Source organism: Bacillus sp. FSL K6-3154, assembly GCF_040869395.1.
GTDB lineage: Bacteria > Bacillota > Bacilli > Bacillales > Bacillaceae > Bacillus > Bacillus safensis.
In genome coordinates this window covers 1528893-1553002 of record NZ_CP152033.1, presented here as the reverse complement: position 1 = coordinate 1553002, position 24110 = coordinate 1528893, and the positions used below count along the sequence as shown (strand labels likewise).

The window sequence follows — 24110 nt, the reverse complement described above, 5'->3', positions numbered from 1 at the left end:
AAAGGTGGGAGAGCATGCTTTTATTCATCGTGATTGCCGCAATTGTCCTTTTACTCATCCTCATAACAGTTGCTAAGTTGAATCCGTTTGTGAGTTTAATTATTACCTCTATGTTAGTCGGCTTTGCCACAGGGATGGACCTGCAGGAAATCATTCAATCCATCAAAACGGGGTTAGGCAATACGTTATCATTGCTGGCCATCGTTCTAGCGCTTGGAACCATGCTTGGGAAAATGATGGCTGAATCAGGTGGAGCTGAGCGGATCGCTCACACATTAATCGGCCGGTTTGGGACAAAAAATGTGCATTGGGCGATGATGTTTGTTGCCTTTATTGTAGGAATACCTGTCTTTTTCCAGGTCGGATTCGTTCTTCTCATTCCTTTATTGTTTACGATTGCGATTGAAACGGGCATCTCGCTCGTGACAATTGGGATTTCGCTCATTGCTGGCTTGTCTGTCGTTCACGGTCTTGTGCCGCCTCATCCAGCTGCCATGGCAGCTGTCGGCATCTATCATGCCAACGTGGGGAAAACCATTTTCTTTTCCATTATTGTCGGTTTGCCGACAGCTATTATTGCTGGACCGCTGTATGGAAAGTGGATTGGAAAGCGGATTCATAAACCAGTTCCAGAGCTGCTGAGAAAGCAATTTACTGAACGCAATGAAGATCGAAAACTTCCCGGCTTTGCAAATACGATGTTTACGATTTTGGTGCCAGTGATTCTAATGCTTCTTGCCACACTGGCGGATATTATTTTACCAGAGGACAATATTTGGTATCAGGTATTTAAGTACGTTGGAGATCCAATTACAGCACTGCTGATTGCAACGGTGTATTCTTTCTTCAGTCTTGGCTTTGTGCAAGGGATGAGCCGTGACCGGGTGCTTTCCTTTAGTAATGAGTGCTTAGGACCGATTGCTTCTATTCTGCTTGTCATTGGAGCAGGCGGGGCTTTCAATAATGTGCTCATCGATTCGGGTGTTGGTGATTATATTGCAGATTTAGCAAAACACTCGCCGATCTCGCCGATTTTGCTTAGCTGGCTGATTGCTGCGGTTATTCGTGTGGCAACAGGATCTGCTACGGTCTCCATGATGACCGCAGCTGGTATTGTCGCACCGATTGCTGCATCTATGCCGGATGTGAGCAGAGAGCTTCTAGTGTTAGCTACAGGGGCGGGTTCATTGATTTTGTCTCACGTCAATGACTCAGGTTTTTGGCTGATCAAAGAGTATTTTGGGATGACCATTAAAGAAACGTTTTTGACATGGACGGCTATGGAGACGATCATTTCCGTTTGTGCCATTGCATTTATTATGATCATTAATATGTTTATTTAGTGAAACGCAACAGCCTGATTCTTCGGAATTGGGCTGTTTTTGCTTTTGGCAATACCACCTCTTTCAGATTGGGGTAAAATAAAGATATTGAGAAGCGGGAGGCGGACACGATCGAACCATTAAAACATGTTTATCATGAATTATTTATTGAAGAATTAGCGGAGAAACTTGCACAAGCGTCGACTGGGTTTGATGCTGGAGAATTCCAGCGGCTTGTGTTTCAAAAGGATTGGCAGCAGCTTGAGTTAAAAGGCAGAATGAGAAGAGTCACTGAATCGATGCATGCCTGTCTGCCTAAGGATTATGAGCAAGCCATTGAGGTGCTGCGTCAGACAGCCCCGCATTTTTCAGGACTTAGTGCGCTTGTATTTCCAGACTACGTCGAAACATATGGCCTAGCACATTGGGATATCTCGATCAAGGCGCTCGAATTCTTTACGCCTTTTTCCACTTCTGAATTTGCCGTTCGGCCTTTTCTGATTCAGGATCAAGACAAAATGCTGGCACAAATGCTTGTATGGTCACAGAATCAAAATGAGCATATTCGGCGGCTGGCTAGTGAAGGATGCAGACCACGTTTGCCATGGGGATTAACTGTTCCTGCACTTAAAAAGGATCCTTCGGTTACGCTGCCTATTTTAGAAAACTTGAAGTCGGACCCAGCGCGCTATGTGCAAAAAAGTGTAGCGAACCACTTAAATGACATTTCAGCGATTCAGCCTGATCTGATGAAGAAGACAGCTAAAAGCTGGTATGGAACGAATGAACATACGAACTGGATTATCAAACATGCATCTCGTACCTTACTAAAAAAGGGTGATCCTGATATCATGGCTTTGTTTGGCTATGGGGATGATCCATCTGTTCAAGTAACAGATTTGAAGGTAGTGCAAGACCCTATTCGTATTGGAGAGAAAATGACCTTTCAATTTACACTTCAGGCCGCTAAGCCACTAAAGCTGCGTATAGAGTATGCCATAGACTATGTCAAAGCTCGGGGTACCCGCAATCAAAAGGTATTTAAAATCACAGAGTTTGAAACAAGTTCAGCGTTACATAGAGAATTTATCAGATCACAGTCCTTTCAAAATATGACGACGAGAAAGCACTATGAGGGAACCCATACTTTAACGATTATCATCAACGGCATTCCAAAAGCGTCGATTGATTTTGAGGTAACAGAAGATAGCAGCTCATAAAAAAACCCGCCAATTCGGCGGGTTTTGGCGTTTAAGCCTTCTTTTTCATTAAGAATGAAGCGATGATGGCAGCGACTAAGAAACCAATGCTGATAATGGAGCTAGGCAGGTTTTCTTGTCTGAATAGGAACAAAACAAAGCTCAAACTGAGTACAAGACCTGCAAATAAAGTTAGATACGGAAACAGCCACACCTTGAAATATGGCTCCTGTGGATACTTTGGACGCAGTTTCAGATGTGCCATACAAATGCTGATCCAAATGAGTGAAACAGCAAAACCAGGAATAGCCAGCATGTAGCTGAAAATTTGGTCTGGATATAAGTAAGCAAAAAATGTTCCGATGAGAAGAAATAGAACGGTAACCCATAAACTTAAAATGGGTACGCCTCTTTTGTTGACCTGTGCCAGTTTTTTCGGACCGCCATCTGATTTAGCCAGAGAATGAATCATCCTCGTCGTTCCATAAATTCCGGAATTCGCCGCAGAGAGAACGGCTGTAATCAAGACGAAATTAATGAAGTGAGAGGCGCCTTGCATACCAGCAGCAGAAAAGACTTGGACAAAAGGACTGTTATTTGGGTCAATTTGATTCCAAGGAATAAGGCCGCAGATGATCAAAATCGGCAATGTGTAAAATAAGATAATCCGCCACATCATACTTTTGACTACTCCAGGCAGAACCTTCTCCGCATCCTTTGTTTCAGTAATGGTCAGCCCAATCAATTCAGAGCCTCCATAAGAGAAAATAACCACTAAAAGTGATGCAAAGATCGCACCCCATCCATTCGGGACGAAGTTTTGATAGTTGGTAAGCGCTGGTGTGCTTTGTTCGTTTGGAATGATCCCAAATAATAATGCTGCACCGAGAATAATAAAGACAATAATAACGAAAATCTTCATTCCAGCGAACCAAAACTCAATTTCACCAAAGTATTTTACATTATTTAAGTTAATTCCGATGACTAACAGTGAGCAAAGCAAACATAGAGACCATAGCGGCACGTTCGGCAGCCAGTATTGAAGCAGACTGCCAGCTGCAATAATCTCAATGACACATACAGTGAGCCACATAAAACAGTAAACCCAGCCGACGACAAATGAAAAACGTTGACCAAGCGCAATTTGTATAAGGTCGCGAAGATTATTACCCGGATACACAATGGCCATTTCGGCTAATGCTGCCATCACAATGAGGAGCAGCAATCCGGCAAATACATAGGAAAAAATGACCCCAGGGCCTGCTAAACCAATTGTATCGGCACTTCCTTTAAAGATTCCTGTACCAATGACCCCGCCCATCGCAATCATGCGAATGTGACGCGGTGATAAAAGCTTTTTTAATTCTTGTTGCTCCTGATTCGCGCTCATGACGTTCTCCTTTTTTAAAAATGCTTATGTTCCATTTTCTTTTTTCAAGACGTCAGTGTCAATATAAAAAAAGAGATTTTTCAGACAAAAATAGAGGTTGATTCTATCAAAACATATATTTATATCCATAATTACCTTATTTCATCCATATTCTAAAAACGAAACTTCAAATAAATGAACATTTGCCTTATTTATGACATAAACAATTTTCAGTTTTTGTCGATATATCATTTGTATTACTAAAGTCCTAATAAAGAATTGTTTATAACTGTAAAATATTTCAAGAATGTTAGAGTTGAAAGGAGTTATGAAAGATGTTTAAGAGAAAAGCAAATGATTCATCGGCTGGAATCCTTCTGAGTGAAAGCAGCCAATTAATAGAAAGAATCGAAAAAGGAGACCTTTCAGCAAGATTAGATACTGCTGCATTTTCTTCTAGCCAAACGATTGAAGCAGTGGCACAAATCAATGAAGCTTTGCAAAAGATGCAGGAAGCACATGAAAATATTCAAATGCGGGTGGAATTAGTGACAAAAGCCATTCAAGTTGGCTTATGGGATATGGTCGTCATCGCTGGAGATCCAGTCAATCCAAAAAATGAATTCACATGGACGGATGAATTCCGCAAAATGCTCGGCTTTCAAAATGAGCATGATTTTCCCAATCTATTAGACAGCTGGGCATCTCGAATACATCCGGATGAACAAGAATATACATTAGATGCATTTTCTTCGCATTTATTGGATCATTCTGGGCGTACGCCGTATGATATCGAATATCGCTTAAAGTTAAAAAACGGAGATTATCGCTGGTTCAAAGCAACTGGAACGACCGTTCGTGATCGAAATGGTGTCCCTCTTCGTGTGGCGGGAGCTCTTTTTGATATTCATGATCAGAAATTGAAAGAAGAAGAGCTGCAAGCATTTGTCACAAGATATGACTTAATCAACCGTGCGCTTGTCGAAGCTCCTTGGGACATGGTGGTAGAGGCAGGCGATCCAGTCAATCCAAATAACGAATTCTGGTGGTCTCCGCAGTTCAGAAAAACGCTTGGCTTTACAGACGAAAAAGATTTCCCGAATGTACTGAGCAGCTGGAGCGATCGTCTGCATCCTGAGGATCAAGAAATGGCTCTCCAAGCTTTTGCAGATCATTTAAATGATCACTCTGGACGTACACCGTTTGATATTGATTACAGATTGCAGCGCAAAAATGGGGAGTACCGCTGGTATCATGCCGGTGGTGAAACCATTCGTGATGAAAAAGGTGTGCCTCTTCGTGTGGCAGGAACCATTCGTGATATCACGTTAGAAAAAAACAAAGAGAAAACAGCGAATGAAATGGCTTCACAAGTAGAACAGCTTTCAAGTTCTATTAGTGAGATGGTATCAGGCATTAGCTCTGTGACCAATCAAGCACAGGAGCTTGCTGTTGCTCAAGAGCAGTCAACGTCTGCCGCAAACCTAGCAAAAAATAGTGCTGATGAGACGAAAAATATTTCTGACTTAATCAAAGAAGTGGCGAACCAAACGAACCTGCTTGGTCTAAATGCTGCAATTGAAGCAGCTAGAGCTGGTGAACAGGGCCGCGGATTCTCTGTTGTTGCAGATGAAGTACGGAAGCTGGCGCTACATAGTGCCAATGCAACGGAAAATATCGAATCTAGTTTAACGGAAATGAAAACACAAATTGATGAAATTCTTGAAAATATCTCGAATATGACAGCTCTCACGCAAACTCAGGCTGCTTTAACAGAGCAGGTGAATGCTTCAGTCGATGAAGTGAATCACATGTCTCAGCGTCTTGTGGCGTATTCAAAGAGTATTTAATCGTCAAAAACCGCCCTCTCATAGAAGGCGGTTTTTTCATTAAAATTGATCTGCTGGGAAAACAATACCTGCATCTTTTCTTGCGGCATCAAGAACTTTCATCACGGAGAGACTTTCATCAAGCCATGAATAGCACTGTTCATGATTTTTTGTTTCAATGATCTGCTGGAAAGCTTCTGCTTCATAAAACAGCCGATTTGGATTCGTTTGTGCATTGAGTGAGATGACCCTGTCATCAACATGCAACAGCACTTCCTCGCACCCATTCGCCCCATTTTTCACATGAATGAAGCCTTTTTCTCCTTGAATCAATGCAAAGTTCATGCTGCTTGTATCCTTACTGCCAACACTTGTCGCAATAAAATCATTGTAAGTGAACGTCAAAACACCAGATGTGTCAATACCGTTTGGATGACGGTTTGTCTGATATCGGACTTGCTCTGGTGATCCAAAGAGGTTCATGATGAAATGGACATTATAGATATTAATATCCATCAGCGCTCCCCCAGAGAACTCAGGGTTAAAGACATTTGGCGTTTCGCCGGCTAGCAGCTGATTATATTTGCTTGAATATTGACTATAGTTGCATTGAACCAGTTTGATTTTACCTAATTGATGAAGGTGCTTTTTGATCAAATGATAGTTTGGCATATGAACGGTCGTAATGGCTTCAAATAGGAGAAGCTGCTTTTCCTTTGCGAGAGCGATTAAGGCTTCCAGCTCTTTTACATTAGAGGTGAAAGGCTTTTCGCATATCACATGTTTTCCGTGTTTCAATGCTTTCGTTGCATGCTCGCTATGTAAACGGTTCGGTGATGCGATGTAAACGGCTTCTACGTGAGGATCTTCTAGCATAGCAGTTAGATCCGTATAAGTTGTCTGCACCCCAAATTTGTCTGCGAGCTTCTTTGCCGTTGCTTCCTTTCTTGAATAGACAGCGTGACAAGAAGCACCGTCGAGCTGTTCAATCGCTTGCAGGAAGCCTTCCACAATGATACCTGTTCCGATGGTTGCGATGTTCATTCTCAAAACCCCTTCCACTCGTTTAAGCTGACTCTAGTATAACCGATGTTTTCATTGAACGTGTACTGAGATACATGAGCGAAGTGTGCCAGTGATCAACACCGGCACACCTTTGGCAGCCCTTACAATCAGCTGATGTTTGCTAATGTTTGCTTTGTTAACAATTGAATGGCAGCCTTCCTTTTTTTTAACTCTTGAATAGAGTGCTGGATATCTTCGACTTTTTGCTCGAGCAGTTGTTCAGCTTCTGTTTTTGACTGTTTTTCGAAAAGTGACTTGATAATTTCACGAATTTCTTTAAGGGAGAAATCTAGCTTTCTCGCTTCAGTGATAAATGATAGCATGAGTACATATTTTTTATCATATAGACGATAGCCGTTATGTGCTCTCTTTGGCTCTGGGAGCACTCCCTCATTTTCGTAAAAACGAATGGTTTCAATATGTACACCAGACATTTTTGACAATTTACCTCTCGTAAACGTAATCATTCCCTGCACCTCCTTTCTTTGTTATTCATCATACAATTAGATTTACTCGTTTCAAAACATTCTATAGTGGTGGACAATTGTTCTGTTTTACTTGTTTCAAATGGGTGATCAGCACGATGATTAGAATGCGTTATAATAGAGTAGACTCATGTGATATTTGTTACAGATAAGAACAAGTAGACAGCGTGAAGAAAAAACGATAGGCTAAAATAGGTAAATAGTAATGAAATAACCTGTCATCATCGTAATGGTGGCTCAAAATAGTGACAGCACGTTTTTGCTGAGAAAAGGGGACCAGTGAATGTATAAATTAGTCGCAATTGATATGGATGGTACGTTATTAAATGATCAACATATGGTGCCGGATGAAGTGTTTGAAGCCATTCAACAGGCTAAGGCAGATGGAATTAAAATTGTTTTATGTACAGGCCGGCCAATTGGCGGGGTAAATCGCTATTTAGCTGATCTTCAGCTTGATCAAGAGGGAGATTATGTGATCGCCTATAATGGAGCGCTTGTTCAAAACAGCCATACAAATGAAGTGGTGTCAGAGCTGACATTATCCTATGATGACTTAACTTCGTTATATGAATTGAGCCGTCAGCTGGACACGCCGATGCATTATTTCGATTCAGCCAATTTATACACACCGAATCGCGATATTAGTGAATACACAGTGCTTGAATCCTACTTAACAAAACTGCCGCTGAAATATATGCCTGTTGAAGAGGCAGATTCATCGATGAGACTTCCAAAAATGATGTATATTGATCAGCCAGAACGTTTGGAAAAAACGATACAAGCCATTCCATCTGAAGTGAAGGAAAAGTATATGATGGTAAAAAGTACAGATTTCTTCCTTGAAATCCTGCATCCTGATGTGAGTAAGGGAAATGCCGTGAAGCTTCTAGCGAAGGAGCTGGGAATTCCTCGTGAAGAAGTCATGGCTATTGGGGATAACGGGAACGACGTCTCAATGCTAGAGTTTGCGGGCTGCGGCGTCGCTATGGGAAATGCCATTGATGATGTCAAAGCCGTAGCTGATGTTGTAACAAAATCTAATAATGAAGCCGGAGTAGCACATGTCCTGCATGAGCTGGTTTTAGGAAAATAAGAAAAGAGCGGTCTGCCAGTGCGGTAGCCGCTTTTTTATATATTGGAGAAAAAGTAAACAAGCATACGTCTGCTGCTTAAATTCGTCTTTTGCAGCATTGCTTTCACATGATCATGAACGGTATGGGGTGAAATATATAACGTACTCGCAATTTCCTTTGTCGACTGGCCCTTTAATAAGCAGTCGAGGACGTTCATCTCTCTTTCTGTCAGCCTGTACGTTTTCGCTGCATAAGGAAGAATATCATTTGTTTGGGCTCGTTTGATGTGAATCATGACAGCCTCCTCCTGCCTGTCAGACTGCGCCAATCGAAAGGCTTGAAGGGAAAGAAAGACCCCCGTAGGCATTCTTGTGATGATTGCTGCTGTTTGATCGGTCCCGCCGTATAAAAGTTTAGCGCCTAATGCTCTGAACGGGCGGGGCATGACGGCTTGGTCATGGATTTGTTCAAAGGCTTGAAATGTACGAAGCCAATGGAGCCCTGTCTCATTTCCATAAAGAAGCTTGTAATGAGTTGAAAGAATGAGAAATCCTTGCTGCTCCGCCGCATCATCATCTTCAGTGTCTCTTTTTTTGAAAAGCTCATTTCTCAGCTTGGCTGCAAGTGCCGGTGTTAGATCGATGACTGCTTGTATATCTCGTTTCTGAAAAGGTTCCTTGCCCTTTTGACGATAAAGGCTGGCGATACCCCAGCATTCTCCTTGAATCACAAGGGCTGCCCGCAATTCATCAGACCAACCGTTAGGTAACAAAATATGCTGATAGCGCTCGCTGTTCAAATATGCCCCGCTTTGGATGAGACTCGCAGCATGAATAGGGCCTTTGGCTAGAAACTCATGCTGATGCACGTCCCTTTTTAAAAATTCATTTTGAAAGAGCTGGTCATGAATTTCTTCAATCGGTTCATCAGTGTAGGAACCTGTCGAGAGGAGAGTGGCTGGATCGATGGTTGTGATACAGACGGCATCAAAATCAATGACAGTAGCAAGCTTGTCCCGAATGTGCTGCCTTATCTGCTGAAAATGAGTGGCTGGATTGACCACATGATCTCCTCCTCAAAAACCCCCACTTTTAGGGATCGTTTTTTCTGGTGCCTCTTTTTACAATAAAGATGTCATATCGTTAGTGTACAGGAAACGATGGAAAGCGGAAAGGAACTGGAGGAGAATCATATGAAAGGAAACCAGCATTGGCACGACCCTGTTGCTGAATCATACGCAGCAACGATTTCACATAAAGTACCCGGCTATCACCTTTTGCATGAGTTATCAGTAGATGTATTAGAAACTGAAATAAAGGGAGCGGCCTCTCGTATTCTAACTGTCGGAGCGGGTGGGGGCGAAGAGATCATCAACATGCTTCAGAGAAAAGAAGACTGGCTCATCACAGGAGTCGATCCGTCTGCATCTATGCTGGATATGGCGAAACAGCGGGTTTCACAGCTCCATATGGAGGCGCGTGTCACCTGGTATGAGACCGCATTAAACAAGGTGTCTGCTGAAGCTGTATACGATGCCGCAGTGAGCCTGCTCGTGATTCATTTTGTAGAAAATCGGCTGCCATTTTTACAGGAGATTGCCCGAAGGCTTCAACCAGGGGCCCCGTTTGTACTCGCATTTATACAAGGAGAGATGAATTCCAGCGCATTTCAGCAGGAGCTTCATATGCTGTCTCTTTTCATGAAGCGGCAAGGTCTAGGAAAAGAAGTGTTTTCGTCCTTTAATGACAGGCTGGGACGTGCAACATATCCTGTGCCTGAGGAGGAGATGAGAGGACATTTAATTGAGGCGGGGTTTCGAGACATCAGACCTTATTTTCAGGCAGGAATGATCAAAGGGCTTGTTTGCAAGCGAGGTCGTAGAGAGGCGGATGAGAGATGAGATCACAGGTGATGGTAATTGGCGGCTATGGACATGTCGGACAGCAAATATGTCTTCAGTTAAGTGAAGTGTATCCAGGGCAAATTGTTGCGGCGGGCAGGAGCTATGAGAAGGCCGAACAATTTTCACAGCAGACAAAAAGAAGAGTCCGTCCTTACAAACTAGATGTTAGTCAGCCATTACATTCGGACTGGATGGATGAAACAAAGCTGGTGATCATGTGTCTCGACCAAGATGACACGTCATTTGCTGAAACCGTTCTGCGGGCAGGCATTGATTATATCGATATTTCTGCAAAGGGGGCGTATATGGAGCAAATGGCACAGCTGGATCAGCAGCAAATCAGTGCTACGGCTTTGCTCAGTGTAGGTCTCGCGCCCGGTCTTACAAATTTATTAGCTGCAAAAACGGCATCTATGCTTTCATCAGTGGATCAAATAGATATTGGGATTATGCTTGGGTTGGGGGATCAGCATGGAAAAGCCGCGATTGAATGGACGATTGATCATGTCCATACTGAATATGAACTCACTGAGCATGATCAGCGGAAAAGAATGAAAAGCTTTACTGGAGGCAGACAGGTCAACTTTGGTGAACAGCTTGGAAAGCGGTATGCCTATCGATTCCCCTTCTCTGATCAACAGACATTGCCTTCCACACTTCATGTGCCATCTGTGACGACAAGGCTTTGTTTTGATTCACGTCTCGCGACGGGTGCATTGGCCTTCACAAGGAGCCTTGGACTGACGTCGTTTCTTACACTGCCGAAGATGAAGGACAGAGCCATTTCAATGATTCAATCTTCTCAAGTGGGAACAGATCAATATGCAGTCAAAGTGGAGGCGGCAGGGACGGATGGGAAAAAGGTTCATCATGCAGCGCTTGGTATAAAAGGACACGACGAGTCTCAAGCAACAGCTCAAGTCGCCTGTGCTGCGGCCCTGCATTTATTGAACAGACGGTTTCAGTCAGGAGTTTTTCATATTGAACAATTATTTTCACTAGCATATGAGAACGGGCTTTTTGCTTTGGTGGATCAAAAAACAAAGGAAGAGCAGACATTAGCGATAAGGGCCAGCCTTTTGACGGCATAAAAGCAGCGTGCAGACAAACCCTCGCATTCGGTGTCAGGTCTGCGTGCCGGTGCTCACGAATGTCAAATTCGCTCCGCGCCGGTACTCGCCCTTCCTCGACTGCAAAGGTTTTCTATCACGCTGAAAAAAAGACTAGCATTCTGCTAGTCTTTTTATGATGACGTCGACACATCTCCTTTTTTCTTAATGCTTGCTGTGATGAGCTGTGTCAATGTGTCAGAACCTTTTTTTGAAAGGTGGACACCATCGGACTGAAAATAGGATGGCTGTCCAGTAGCGGCTGAATGCCAATCGACCAAGGTAACATTTTGATCTTGATCGGCCACTCGCTGAATGACCGCATTCACATCATTTTCCCATGACCTTGGAACCCTCGTATTCACTAGGAAAATATGTGCCTTAGAAAAGTTTTGAATGAATGCTTTCAGCGTTTCCTCAGTAAAATAACCATTTGTGCCAAGTTCAATGATAACAGCAGCATCAGATTGATTAAATGATTTGTATTGAGGGGCGATGCTGATGGCTTCGTTCATCTGTCTGCCAACTTTCCCATCGATGGTGATTTGTTTATATGCTTTTTCAAGATTCGGCGCAATGTCTAGCATGACAGAATCACCTATGGCAAGAACTTGGTGAAATTGTTTTTGATCAGCTGCTTTTTTCTCGTGCTTTTCTTTCTTTTTCTTCGCTTTTGATTCCGATGGTTCGGCTGTTTTTTTCGGTGCTGTCTTAATTTGCGTCACTTCCTTCACATATGGGGAGGAAGTGGACGAGTTAGACATGCCAATGATAAATAAGATCAAAAGAGCTGCGGTGATTCCAAGGAACACCTTATTAGATGTAGACCACTGTTTGATTCCTTTTTTCCAAATAGACCAAGAGGAAAAATATTGTCTGAAGCCATGCTGGCGGATCGGTTGTTCGATGAAGCGATAGGAAGCCTCAGCAACTAGTAAAATGGCGATGAGCTGCAATGTGACACGCGCTATGGAAGGCTGTCCAATTTCAATGACCGGTGTGGTCAGTACGATAATGGGATAATGCCACAAATAAATACCATAAGACCGTTTACCTAGCCAGACGAGCGGCTGAAAGGACAGCCATTTCCCTATAAGACTTGCAGGGTGGCAGACGCACGCAATTAAGATGGCCGCATTCAAACAGAATAAAAGCATGCCGCCCTGATAGAGAAAGGCATCGAAATCGTCCACTGCATAAACACAAAGAAGAAAAATCGCAAACGAACCGAACCCGGCAATATGTAAAATACGTCTGCCAACAGGAAGTAATTTTTTGCTGGACAGTCTTTGCATAGGCCAAACAAATGCCAGGCTGCATCCAATCAGGAGCGCAAATGCACGAGTATCTGTTCCATAATAAACCCTGCTTGGATCGGTATCTGGTGAATAAAGAATCGCCATCCATAAGGCAGAGACAAGTGCAAGTCCAAAGGTGATCATGGGCAGATGCGATCTGTTTTTTACCCATTTCAGCCCTGCAATTAACAGTACCGGCCAAATGATATAAAATTGCTCTTCTATTGCCAGAGACCACAAATTTTTCAGTGGAGACAGGGCATTGAAGCTATCAAAATATGAAAGCTGATGAAAAATGTACCACCAGTTACTGACATAAAAAAAGGACGATATGGCATCGCCACGAATGGACAATAATGCGTTTGATCCAGCAATCGCGCACCAGCTGACGGTTATAAAAATCATGATGTAAGCGGCTGGAAGAAGCCTCCTGATCCGTCCCATCCAAAATGGCAAAAGCTCTTGATAGCCTAAATCCTGCTTATGTAACAAGATCGTTGTAATCAAGTAACCAGAAATGACAAAAAATAAATCAACGCCAAGAAACCCGCCGCTTGCGGGTCCGATATGTAAGTGATAAGCAATGACTGCCAATACAGCAACGGCTCTTAGTCCATCTAATCCTAAAATATAACGAAAACGATTTTCCTTGCTGTTCATGAAAATGAATCCCCCATCAATGTCAAACGCTTCTTTTTGTTGTTCATTCAAAAGAGCAACGATTCTTTTATTTTATATAAGATTAGACGAATCAGCATTACATTTTGTTGGCGAATTTCTGTCTTTTTTAAAATTTTTTTAATTGGTGAGTAAGAGATGTCGAATTTGATACTCAAAACCAAAATCCCTGTCATAATAAAAGAAGAAGGAAAGGGGATGTATTGAATGAAAACCATCGAAAATGATCAGTTATTGGTTCAGATTCATGAAAAAGGAGCGGAAGTCAGGGAGGTGCTTGACAAGGATAGCGGGCGTCACTATATGTGGTCTGGTGATCCAGCTTATTGGAGCAGGGTGTCGCCTGTCTTGTTTCCGATTGTTGGGCGATTAATGAATGATCAATACAAGATTGACGATCAAACCTTTAAGCTCACACAGCATGGGTTTTTACGTGATGTCAATTTTGATTTATATGAAGAAACGAAGCATACGGTGACCTTTCAATATGAATCAAGAGGCCGGCACGTGAAGCAATACCCGTATGAATTTACAGTGCGAATTCGTTATGAACTATTGGAAAATGGACTGAAGATTTCCTGGGAAATTGATCATGACGGAGAGGATCCGATGTATTTCTCCATTGGAGGACACCCAGCATTTCGTATTCCGCTTGTTGAAGGCGAGCAAACATCAGATTATTCACTCACATTGACACCTTCCACTGAACATCTCCCTGTGCAATATGAACTGCGGAATTCACTTGTCAGGGAGAAAGAAAAAGGCATTCAGCTTGAACCGATCCAGCTTCGCCCAGAGCTTTTTCAGCATGATGCGATGATCTTTAGCCATATCAATCGAGTGTCATTGACTTCAGGGGCAGGTCACGGAGTTGAGGTCGATCTCACTGGCTTTCCTTTCGTTGGCATTTGGTCGCCTTATGATCAAGAAAAAGGAACGATGGCTCCTTTTGTTTGTATTGAGCCGTGGTATGGCATCGCCGATAGGGAAGGGACGAATGGTCAGTATAAAGAGAAGTTTGGCATTCAAACATTAGAAAAGAATGAGACCTTTCATGCCGCTTATACAATTTTCTTTAAATGAACATTTGTGCATGATAAGGTGAACAATTTGTTATGATAGAAGAAAAAAGGGGGCGTATGAATGGATCGAGAGAAACAACAGCTGAGTATTGAAGCGGCAAGGCTTTACTATTTGTCTGATTACAGCCAGCAGGAAATTGCCAAACAGCTCAACTTGTCGAGACCGACCGTATCTCGGCTGCTTCAATATGCGAAAGAGAAGGGATACGTCCAGATTACGGTGATGGATCCGTTTGAGGATTTAAATGAGCTTTCTTCACTGCTCAAGGAAAAATATGACCTGCTCGAAGCTCATGTGGTGTTTTCGCCAAAGGACGACTATCCAACCATCACCGATTATTTGAGCCGATTTGGTGCAGATTACTTGCAAGAGACAGTGAAAGACGGCGATATTGTTGGCGTGAGCTGGGGAACGACTATGTATCAAATTGCACAAAAGATGCAACCTAAACAGGTAAAAGGTGTAGAGGTTGTCCAGCTCAAGGGCGGAATCAGCCACTCTCATGTGAATACATATTCGGCGGAAACCATCCAGCTGTTTGCTGAGGCATTTCAAACAGCACCGCGCTATTTGCCGCTTCCTGTTGTATTTGATAGTGCTGCTGTCAAAGAAATGGTGGAGCAGGACAGACATATTCAGCGAATTATTGAAATGGGCAAGCAGGCGAATATCGCTGTGTTTACTGTTGGAACGGTAAGAGATGAAGCACTTTTGTTTAGACTAGGTTATTTCCGTGAAGAAGAAAAAGCGCTCCTCAAGGAATCCAGTGTCGGAGACATTTGCTCGCGTTTTTATGATCAAGATGGACGCATTTGCAGTGAAGCCATTAACAATCGCACAATTGGCGTAGAGCTAGATGATTTAAGGACAAAAGAACGATCCATTCTTGTCGCTGGCGGTCATCGAAAGGTGGCTTCTATACACGGCGCACTAAGAGGAAAATATGCGAATGTATTGATCATCGATCAGCACACAGCGAGGGCTCTTTTAAATGTCACAAAATAGATGAACAAAATTTCATAACTATGTTTACAATTGTTCACTCGTCATATATGATGAAAGTATCATAATTAAAAGGAAGTGTGAAGCATGACGATAGCAAAGCTCATTGATCATACAGCACTAAAACCAGATACAACTAGAGCTGCTATTATGCAGTTACTTGAAGAAGCAAAGACTCATCAATTTGCATCTGTTTGCGTAAACCCAACTTGGGTATCTCTAGCGTCGAAAGAACTAGCAGGAACAGGTGTTGATGTATGTACAGTCATCGGTTTCCCGTTAGGCGCAAACACAACAGCGGTGAAAGCATTCGAAACAAAGGATGCCATTGAAAACGGTGCAACAGAAGTGGACATGGTCATCAATGTTGCGGCATTGAAAGACGGCGAATATGATGTGGTTGAACAAGATATTCGTGCAGTTGTAGACGCAGCAAAAGGCAAAGCATTAGTGAAAGTCATTATTGAAACATGTTTACTTACTGATGAAGAAAAAGTCAAAGCCTGTGAGCTTTCAGTGAAAGCGGGCGCTGATTTTGTGAAAACATCGACTGGATTTAGTACAGGCGGTGCAACGGCTGAGGACATTGCATTAATGCGTAAAACAGTAGGACCTGACATCGGTGTGAAAGCATCAGGCGGCGTGAGAACAAAAGAAGACGTTGAGGTAATGACAGCTGCAGGTGCTACCCGTATTGGCGCAAGTGCAGGCGTTTCCATTATCAAAGGGGATCAATCAGCTCCTTCGAAAGACTATTAATTCATACGATCCTATGGTAGGATAACATTCATGACTCATAAATGATGAAAAAGTCATATGCGGAAGGAACTCACTTCTGGGAATTTCTTCCGCGTTTTGTTTGCGAAATAGGGTTTGTTCCATACAAGCGCATTAATGTAAACGAATTCATTCAAGGAGGAAAAACATGAAATACGTGATTGGTATCATCGGTTTGCTAGTGATTCTCGCCATTGCATGGCTGGCTAGTAATGGGAAAAAACGAGTGAAATTCCGTCCAGTAATTGTCATGATTGTACTGCAATTTATTTTAGGTTATATTCTGCTCAATACAGGTGTTGGAAACTTTCTAGTCGGAGGCTTTGCAAAAGGATTCCAAATGCTTCTAGGCTATGCCGGCGAAGGAATCAACTTTGTATTTGGCGGGTTAATGAATGATAAAGCGTCCACTTTCTTCATCAACGTCTTACTGCCGATCGTCTTTATCTCGGCGTTAATCGGTATCCTACAACATTGGCGTATTCTTCCGCTTATCGTACGCGGAATCGGATATTTGCTTAGTAAAGTGAACGGTATGGGGAAACTAGAATCTTACAATGCAGTAGCGTCTGCGATTTTAGGTCAATCAGAAGTCTTTATTTCTATTAAGAAACAGCTTGGATTATTACCTCAGCAGCGTCTTTATACATTATGTGCATCTGCAATGTCGACGGTATCGATGTCGATTGTTGGTGCGTACATGCAAATGATTAAACCAGAGTATGTGGTTACAGCACTTGTGCTGAACCTATTTGGTGGATTTATTATCGCATCAATCATCAATCCGTATGAAGTGTCTAAGGATGAAGACATGCTTGAAGTCGTCGAGGAAGAAAGACAATCCTTCTTCGAAATGCTTGGCGAATACATTATGGATGGTTTCAAAGTAGCGATTGTTGTTGCTGCAATGTTGATTGGATTCGTTGCATTAATTGCGATGATTAACGGTATCTTTACAGCAGTTATCGGTGTTTCTTTCCAAGATGTACTTGGATACGTCTTTGCTCCATTTGCGTTCATTGTTGGTGTTCCTTGGAGCGAAGCGGTACAAGCAGGAAGCATTATGGCGACCAAAATGGTATCTAACGAATTTGTTGCAATGCAAATTCTATCCGGTGATGCTTTCCAATTCAGTGCTCGTACAGAAGCGATTATTTCTGTATTCCTTGTATCATTTGCGAACTTCTCTTCTATCGGCATCATTGCTGGAGCAGTCAAAGGCTTAAACGAAAAGCAAGGAAACGTAGTCGCACGCTTTGGATTAAAGCTGTTATTCGGTGCAACTCTTGTCAGCTTCTTAACAGCAGGCGTTGTCGGTTTGATTTACTAATTTAAAAAAAGGAATGGTGAAAACAATGAGAATGGTAGATATCATTGCGAAAAAACGTGACGGAAAAGAATTAACTTCAGAGGAAATTTCTTTCTTTGTCAAAGGTTATACGGACGGAACAATTCCTGACTACCAAGCAAGTGCCTTGGCTATGGCGATTTTCTTCCAAGATATGACGGATCAAGAACGTGCAGACTTAACACTCGCTATGGCGAACTCAGGAGATACAATTGACCTGTCTGCCATTGACGGTATTAAAGTAGACAAGCACTCGACAGGCGGTGTAGGCGATACAACAACGCTTGTACTCGCTCCTCTTGTTGCGGCACTAGATGTACCTGTTGCGAAAATGTCAGGGCGCGGTCTTGGGCATACAGGCGGTACAGTGGACAAGCTTGAAGCGGTCAAAGGCTTTCACGTAGAAATTACAAAAGACGAATTCATCGAGCTCGTGAACCGTCATAAAGTAGCAGTTATTGGCCAATCAGGCAACCTGACACCAGCTGATAAAAAGCTGTATGCTCTTCGTGATGTGACAGGAACTGTTAACTCAATTCCGCTTATTGCAAGCTCCATTATGAGTAAGAAAATTGCTGCTGGTGCAGATGCGATTGTACTTGATGTGAAAACAGGCGCAGGTGCTTTCATGAAAACACCAGAAGACTCAGAAAAGCTTGCAAAAGCCATGGTACGCATCGGAAACAACGTAGGCAGACAAACAATGGCGGTTATCTCTGACATGTCTCAGCCGCTAGGATTAGCGATTGGAAATTCCCTTGAAGTGAAAGAAGCGATTGACACACTCCGAGGCGAAGGTCCTGAAGACTTAAACGAGCTTGTGCTCACATTAGGAAGTCAAATGGTCGTTCTTGCGAAAAAAGCAGACACACTTGATGAAGCAAGAGAAAAGCTGATTGAAGTGATGAAAAACGGCAAAGCACTTGAGAAATTCAAGGAATTCTTAGAAAACCAAGGTGGAGACAGCTCAATTGTGGATCAGCCTGAAAAACTGCCGCAAGCACCTTACAAAATCGAAGTGCCTGCAAAAGAATCAGGTGTCGTAGCTGAAATCGTCGCGGACGAAATCGGTGTTGCAGCGATGATCCTTGGAGCAGGACGCGCAACAAAAGAGGACGATATTGACCTATCTGTCGGCATCATGCTGAACAAAAAAGTGGGCGATCGTGTTGAAAAAGGAGATTCACTTGTGACTCTGCATGCGAATCGTGAAGATGTTGCAAATGTCATGGAGAAAATTTATGACAACATCCGCATTGCTGATCATGCCGATGCACCAACATTGATCCACACAGTCATTACTGAATAAAGAAAAAGGACAAAAGTGATTCGTCGCTTTTGTCTTTTTTTATGGTCATTTTAGGCTCGTCTTTTTCTATTGAAATAAAAAAATTCACTTTATGAAACAAACCTCTTGCAATCATCAAACAATGGGTGTATATTAATTGACGAGTCAATGATTGATATATCAAGTAATTGATTTCTGAATAGAAAAGAGGGGATGGCATTGACTGCATTTTGCTCTGAAGAGGCAGAGGTATTATATCGTTTGCAGTGCGTGAACCGTATGATGGGCGTGAAGTTCGAAGCATGCACGGGCATCAGCCAATCAAGACTTGAGTTGCTATCGCTGTTATTCCAAGCCGATGAAATCAGCCAATCAGATTTGCAGAAAAAAGTAAATATTGATAGTGCAGCTGTGACGCGTCATTTAAAACAGCTAGAAACAAAAGGAATGGTCACACGCAGAAGAAAACCAGAAGATAATCGAGTCACACTTGTCCGCTTAACAGAAGAAGGCAGAACGAGAATCGAAGCTTCTAAAATAGAAAAAGAACGATTTATCTCAGAAATGCTTGAAAACGTAAGTGAAGAAGAACGAAGGCTTCTCACTGATGTGCTCATCCGTATACAACAAAACATCGAAAAGATTCAAACAACCTAAAGGAGTGTTACACATGGCTACAACATTAAAAACAAACGATTTTATGGAAATTATGAAAGGGCGCCGCTCTATTCGTAACTATGATCCATCTGTGAAAATCAGCAAAGAAGAAATGACAGAGATTTTAGAAGAAGCAACAACTGCACCATCATCAGTAAATGCACAGCCTTGGCGCTTCATGGTTATTGACAGCCCAGAAGGAAAAGAAAAGCTTGCACCACTTGCAAAATTCAACCAAACTCAAGTGTCAACATCAGCAGCTGTCATTGCAGTATTTGCAGATATGAAAAGCAATGAATACTTAGAAGAAATTTATTCAAAAGCAGTAGAGCATGGCTACATGCCGCAAGAAGTGAAAGAAAGACAAATTGCTGCATTAACTGCACACTTTGAGGTTCTTCCAGAGCAAGTGAACCGCGAAACCATCTTAATTGACGGTGGGATTGTGTCTATGCAACTTATGCTTGCTGCACGTGCACACGGTTATGATACAAATCCAATTGGCGGATATGATAAAGAAGTCATCGCTGAAACATTTGGATGGGATAAAGAACGTTATGTACCAGTCATGCTGCTATCAATTGGGAAAGCAGCCGACGAAGGCTATGCATCTTACCGCTTACCGGTTGATCGTATTGCTGAGTGGAAATAATATCTTTTCAAAAGGAGACGATCAAATGATTATTATTCATGCAGGGATGACCATTCATCCAGAAAAAGAAAACGTATTTTTAGAAGAAATCAACGAGTTAATGAAAGCTTCACAGGCTGAAGAAGGCAATGTTTCCTACAAGCTGTTCAAGGATACAGAAAAGGAAAATACCTTTTTAATGGTAGAAGTGTGGAAAGATGACGCTGCGGTTCAGAGCCATAATGCAAGTGCTCATTTCCAGGCTTTCGTAGCGAAGGCAAAAGAATTCTTAGCCGCTCCACTTGACGTGGTTGCCTTTCAAGGCCAGCAGCTTTCATAGAAAAACAACAAACACCCTAGGCGGTTATCGCCTAGGGTTCTTTTATTTTCGACATATGGTTCCACCCATTTCATTCACGTATTGTGCATTTTCCACAAAATTTCTGAAAATAAAATGTTTTTCGACTTAACTATATTGGAATATGCTAGAATTAGATATTATTTATTACCAAAATAGGGAGGAACCAATATGAAAAAAGGGAAATGGACGAAAATTGCACTAACCGCTGTCCTAAGTTTAGGCACATTGACAGCTTTCAGCACCCCTCTATCTGCCCACACCACAGAAAAATCAACATCCTCTGATGGCGGTCATTATTCAGGTATTCCATTTGACTCAAGTGTCGTGAATGAAGACCGTCTTGTCAAAGCCTTGAAAAAACAAGGAAAGATCAAAAAGAATGCCAATGAAGCAGAAACCCAAAAAGCATTAAAGAACTATCTAAAGAAAAAAGAAGAATCAGCAATGAAACAAAGTGCCAGCACCTTAACAGAAGAGCCTGAATTCCTGAAAGAATACAAACAAGAGGTACATAACAAACTTGCCAAAAAGAAAAAATTAAAGAAGCATAAAGGAAAAGAAAGCAATCAAGTAAAACCGGTCAAAAAGGAAAAGTATAAAGGTGACGTCCGCAATGATAAAGTATTGGTTTTATTAGTAGATTTTAAAGATTATAAGCATAATAGTATCAAAAAAGAAGAGACTGATATGTACTATGACAAGTACGATCAACAGCACTATCAAGATATGCTTTTCGGAAAAAATGGCTACATCGGTCCAGATGGGAAACGGAAAGTATCCATGAAGCAATATTATGAAAAGCAGTCCGGCGGGAGTTACACAGTCAGTGGAACAGTTGCAGGATGGTATACAGCGAAGCATGAAGCAGCTTATTACGGTGGGAACGTACCTGACGATTCAGGCAGTGACGGCAGACCGCGCGAATTGGTGAAAGAAGCACTCGAAGCAGCAGCAAAAGATCCGAATATTGATCTAAGCGAGTATGATCAATGGGACCGCTATGATATTGATGGCGACGGTGTTTATAACGAGCCAGACGGCATCATTGACCATCTGATGGTCGTTCACGCCGGCGTAGGTGAAGAAGCAGGCGGCGGACAACTTGGCGCTGATGCGATTTGGTCACACCGCTGGTCACTTGGTGATGTATTTGAAATTCCGGATACTGAATCTGAAGTTGGTCAAGGCGGGAAATTAGGCGCGTTGGATTACACCATCGAGCCTGAAGATGGCGCAGCAGGTGTGTTCACACATGAATTCGGACATGATCTTGGTCTTCCTGACGAGTACGATACACAGTACACAGGCAGAGGAGAGCCCGTTTCTTACTGGTCGATCATGTCAAGCGGAAGCTGGGCAGGTAAAGTTCCTGGTACGGAACCGACAGGCTTTAGCCCATATGCGAAAGAAATGCTTCAAAATCTGCATGGAGGCAACTGGCTTTCTGGACAAACCATCGATGGTAAAACATTAAAGAAAAGCAAAACAGTATTAATTGATGAAGCAGCAACAAAAGGAACGAACCATGATGCCGTTCGAGTCGATTTACCAGATAAAGAGATTGTCGTCACGACACCTGCTCAAGGGAAATATTCGTACTTCAGCGGAACGGGTGACAATTTGAATGCAACCATGACGACAACAGGTATTGATTTGTCAAAAGGAAGCAAAGCAGAGCTGACATTTAAAGCATGGTACGATATTGAAGAAGATTATGATTATGCGTATGTCGAAGTGCGTGAAACAGGGACTGACCAATGGAAGACCATCGCAGGTAACATCACGAATGATCGAAATGAAGCAGGTGCAAACGAAGGCAATGGCATCGACGGAAAATCAGACGGCTGGGTAGATGCAGCCTTTGACCTGTCTGCTTACGCAGGGAAGAAAATCGACCTACAATTCCGTTACACAACTGATGCAGGCTATTCACTTCCAGGCTTATTCGTAGATGACCTGAACATCACGGCAGATGGAACGAAAGTATGGTCAGATGATGCCGAGGGCACGTCTACTTTTACCTTTAATGGATTCTCAAAATCTAATGGAAAACAATATGCAGCACAATACTATTTACTAGAGTGGCGCTCTTATGCTGATGTCGATAAAGGCTTAAAGCATATTAAACGCGGGGCAAGTCTGATGAGCTATAATAACGGGTTGGTCGTTTGGTATGTCGATCAATCATACAGTGATAACTGGGTAGGAAAACATCCGGGGAACGGCTTCCTTGGCGTAGTAGATGCAGATCAGCAAGTATTAAAATGGAGTGACGGTTCCATTGCCGCAACAGGGTTCCAAGTACATGATGCAGCATTCTCTTTGAATCCAAGTACGAAGCTGAATATAGATTATACAGCAACAACGGGCTTAACTTTGCAAGATCGCTACATTCGCCCGGCTCGTACATTTAGTGATAAAAAGAATTATGTGAATCCAAACAACCCAGATGCAGGACGCGATGTACCGACATATGGGTTATCCTTTAAAGTCGTTGGACAAAGTAAGGATCGTTCTGTTGGAAAGGTGTTAATTTCGAAAAGTAACTAAATAGAAAGCCGGATTCTACCATTGAATCCGGCTTTTTGATATGTGAGAAAAGGATTGTGAGGGCACGATTGTTTTTTAAATCGAATGTCTGTTCTTTTTTATTTTGATATCCGAATGAAACCATTATATAATAGACACTGGAAGGTTTTTCTTTCAACCATGATTCTTTTTAGCTGTTAAAACAAAGGAAAGGATGAGCGTTACCAATGAGTTGTGTCACTGCCAAGCAATTAAAGGTGATTCGAGGGACGATGCAGACTTTTTGCAGCCATTTGGAGTATGCTGGCCACGGTAAGCTTCATATCAATACCATCATGGCTTTTATTAAAAAGGAATTCGGTGTGAGAAAAATGAAAGACATTCCACAAAGTCGCTTTACAGAAGCGCTAGAATTGATACAAGACTTTGATTTATACACGGACAAAATAGAGATTCGTGAACGTCTATCAGAAAGGAATTAACTAAATTGAATATTTTAGCAATCATTTTAGTAGGAATTGTCGCATTAGAACACATTGTCATCATGTTATTAGAAATGTTTTTTATGGAATCAAAGATGGCGAAGCGGTCTTTTAAACTGCCAGAACACTTGCAAAAAGATCCAAATGTCAAAGTAATGTTTGCCAATCAGGGGCTTTATAACGGGTTTTTAGCTGCAGGACTCATTTGGGGGCTCATTCTTGGATCGAATAACGTTGGATATATGATTCAGCTGTTTTTCATTCTTTGTGTGCTCATCGCCGCAGTATTTGGCGGTGTAACATCCAATAAATCAATTATCATCAAACAAGGAGTACCAGCACTGCTTGCACTCATTGCACTGATGCTGGCGATCTAATCTTAAATAAAGCCGCCCCTAGTGAGGGCGGCTTTTATCTTTTTCGAAGACCCATCAAACGAATAATGGATGTTAGACAAAGGGCTACGGCAACGGCCAAAATGATTTTTCCGTACATGACCCCCGTTAGGTTCATCAAAAAGACGGCCAATATAATACAGAGCGTGATGATGATCATCACAATCGAATAGGTTTTCATCTCTTTTCCACTCCTTTAAAAATCCCCTCATGTGACGAGAGAA

Annotated in this window: 22 protein-coding genes and 1 pseudogene; 17 read left to right on the top strand and 6 right to left on the bottom strand. The window is 42.4% G+C overall.

Annotation, left to right across the window (positions count from 1 at the left end; genetic code table 11):
• Positions 1-14: 14 nt before the first annotated feature.
• Together MHH61_RS08160 and MHH61_RS08155 are read left to right on the top strand one after the other, a co-directional pair.
• Positions 15-1343: a GntP family permease gene (locus tag MHH61_RS08160; protein WP_125586930.1), complete on the top strand. Its 1329-nt coding sequence runs from the start codon at positions 15-17 to the stop codon at positions 1341-1343.
• A gap of 257 nt (positions 1344-1600) precedes the next feature.
• A complete protein-coding gene (locus MHH61_RS08155; RefSeq protein WP_241218579.1) occupies positions 1601-2542 on the top strand; it encodes a hypothetical protein in 942 nt (313 codons plus the stop codon).
• A gap of 31 nt (positions 2543-2573) precedes the next feature.
• Here the strand turns inward: MHH61_RS08155 and MHH61_RS08150 are convergent, their stop codons facing one another.
• Entirely contained in the window at positions 2574-3911 is a 1338-nt protein-coding gene (locus MHH61_RS08150; protein ID WP_041108467.1) for an amino acid permease, read from the bottom strand.
• 314 nt (positions 3912-4225) lie between these two features.
• On the opposite strand from MHH61_RS08150, the gene MHH61_RS08145 reads away from it, so the two are divergent.
• Positions 4226-5740, top strand: a complete 1515-nt coding sequence (locus tag MHH61_RS08145; RefSeq protein ID WP_087975962.1) for a PAS domain-containing methyl-accepting chemotaxis protein — start codon at positions 4226-4228, stop codon at positions 5738-5740.
• Positions 5741-5779: 39 nt separating this feature from the next.
• On the opposite strand, the gene MHH61_RS08140 is transcribed toward MHH61_RS08145, so the two are convergent.
• Entirely contained in the window at positions 5780-6763 is a 984-nt protein-coding gene (locus MHH61_RS08140; protein ID WP_125586926.1) for a Gfo/Idh/MocA family protein, read from the bottom strand.
• 128 nt (positions 6764-6891) lie between these two features.
• Positions 6892-7251, bottom strand: a complete 360-nt coding sequence (locus tag MHH61_RS08135) for a MerR family transcriptional regulator (RefSeq protein WP_039182663.1) — start codon at positions 7249-7251, stop codon at positions 6892-6894.
• Between the two features lie 301 nt (positions 7252-7552).
• Between MHH61_RS08135 and yidA the strand changes: the two genes are divergently transcribed.
• Complete coding sequence (yidA, locus tag MHH61_RS08130; RefSeq protein ID WP_125586924.1) at positions 7553-8365, top strand: sugar-phosphatase; 813 nt, start codon at positions 7553-7555, stop codon at positions 8363-8365.
• Between the two features lie 35 nt (positions 8366-8400).
• Here the strand turns inward: yidA and MHH61_RS08125 are convergent, their stop codons facing one another.
• Positions 8401-9408: a helix-turn-helix transcriptional regulator gene (locus tag MHH61_RS08125; RefSeq protein WP_125586922.1), complete on the bottom strand. Its 1008-nt coding sequence runs from the start codon at positions 9406-9408 to the stop codon at positions 8401-8403.
• Between the two features lie 129 nt (positions 9409-9537).
• Between MHH61_RS08125 and MHH61_RS08120 the strand changes: the two genes are divergently transcribed.
• Together MHH61_RS08120 and MHH61_RS08115 are read left to right on the top strand one after the other, a co-directional pair.
• Positions 9538-10245 carry a class I SAM-dependent methyltransferase gene (locus tag MHH61_RS08120; protein ID WP_024427557.1) on the top strand — a complete coding sequence of 236 codons (708 nt, stop codon included), beginning with the start codon at positions 9538-9540 and terminating at the stop codon, positions 10243-10245.
• Positions 10242-11339: a saccharopine dehydrogenase family protein gene (locus MHH61_RS08115; RefSeq protein WP_125586920.1), complete on the top strand. Its 1098-nt coding sequence runs from the start codon at positions 10242-10244 to the stop codon at positions 11337-11339. Before MHH61_RS08120 ends, MHH61_RS08115 begins: the two co-directional genes overlap by 4 nt.
• A 152-nt stretch (positions 11340-11491) precedes the next feature.
• Here the strand turns inward: MHH61_RS08115 and MHH61_RS08110 are convergent, their stop codons facing one another.
• Complete coding sequence (locus MHH61_RS08110) at positions 11492-13315, bottom strand: acyltransferase family protein (protein WP_125586918.1); 1824 nt, start codon at positions 13313-13315, stop codon at positions 11492-11494.
• Positions 13316-13540: 225 nt separating this feature from the next.
• Here MHH61_RS08110 and MHH61_RS08105 point away from each other — a divergent pair, with 225 nt between their 5' ends.
• The 11 genes and pseudogenes from MHH61_RS08105 to MHH61_RS08055 all read left to right on the top strand — a co-directional run bounded on the left by MHH61_RS08105 (position 13541) and on the right by MHH61_RS08055 (position 23868).
• The gene (locus MHH61_RS08105) at positions 13541-14416 is read left to right on the top strand and encodes an aldose 1-epimerase family protein (RefSeq protein ID WP_125586916.1); all 876 of its coding nucleotides are present in this window, start codon (positions 13541-13543) and stop codon (positions 14414-14416) included.
• Between the two features lie 60 nt (positions 14417-14476).
• The gene (locus MHH61_RS08100; RefSeq protein WP_034624115.1) at positions 14477-15421 is read left to right on the top strand and encodes a sugar-binding transcriptional regulator; all 945 of its coding nucleotides are present in this window, start codon (positions 14477-14479) and stop codon (positions 15419-15421) included.
• Between the two features lie 84 nt (positions 15422-15505).
• The gene (deoC, locus tag MHH61_RS08095; RefSeq protein WP_125586914.1) at positions 15506-16177 is read left to right on the top strand and encodes a deoxyribose-phosphate aldolase; all 672 of its coding nucleotides are present in this window, start codon (positions 15506-15508) and stop codon (positions 16175-16177) included.
• 166 nt (positions 16178-16343) lie between these two features.
• Positions 16344-17525, top strand: a complete 1182-nt coding sequence (locus MHH61_RS08090; protein ID WP_024427552.1) for a NupC/NupG family nucleoside CNT transporter — start codon at positions 16344-16346, stop codon at positions 17523-17525.
• A gap of 25 nt (positions 17526-17550) precedes the next feature.
• A complete protein-coding gene (locus MHH61_RS08085; protein ID WP_024427551.1) occupies positions 17551-18852 on the top strand; it encodes a pyrimidine-nucleoside phosphorylase in 1302 nt (433 codons plus the stop codon).
• Positions 18853-19003: 151 nt separating this feature from the next.
• A pseudogene (locus tag MHH61_RS08080) lies at positions 19004-19488 on the top strand (MarR family winged helix-turn-helix transcriptional regulator).
• Between the two features lie 13 nt (positions 19489-19501).
• A complete protein-coding gene (locus MHH61_RS08075) occupies positions 19502-20140 on the top strand; it encodes a nitroreductase family protein (RefSeq protein ID WP_024427550.1) in 639 nt (212 codons plus the stop codon).
• Between the two features lie 25 nt (positions 20141-20165).
• The gene (locus MHH61_RS08070) at positions 20166-20459 is read left to right on the top strand and encodes a putative quinol monooxygenase (RefSeq protein ID WP_024423933.1); all 294 of its coding nucleotides are present in this window, start codon (positions 20166-20168) and stop codon (positions 20457-20459) included.
• Positions 20460-20648: 189 nt separating this feature from the next.
• Entirely contained in the window at positions 20649-23030 is a 2382-nt protein-coding gene (locus tag MHH61_RS08065) for an immune inhibitor A domain-containing protein (RefSeq protein WP_024427549.1), read from the top strand.
• Positions 23031-23236: 206 nt separating this feature from the next.
• Positions 23237-23491 carry an ORF6C domain-containing protein gene (locus MHH61_RS08060; protein ID WP_024427548.1) on the top strand — a complete coding sequence of 85 codons (255 nt, stop codon included), beginning with the start codon at positions 23237-23239 and terminating at the stop codon, positions 23489-23491.
• A gap of 5 nt (positions 23492-23496) precedes the next feature.
• Entirely contained in the window at positions 23497-23868 is a 372-nt protein-coding gene (locus MHH61_RS08055) for a DUF1304 domain-containing protein (protein WP_125586912.1), read from the top strand.
• Between the two features lie 34 nt (positions 23869-23902).
• Here MHH61_RS08055 and MHH61_RS08050 read toward each other — a convergent pair whose 3' ends face one another.
• Positions 23903-24067 (bottom strand): hypothetical protein, encoded by a 165-nt coding sequence (locus MHH61_RS08050; RefSeq protein WP_003214630.1) that lies wholly within the window; start codon positions 24065-24067, stop codon positions 23903-23905.
• Positions 24068-24110: the final 43 nt, after the last annotated feature.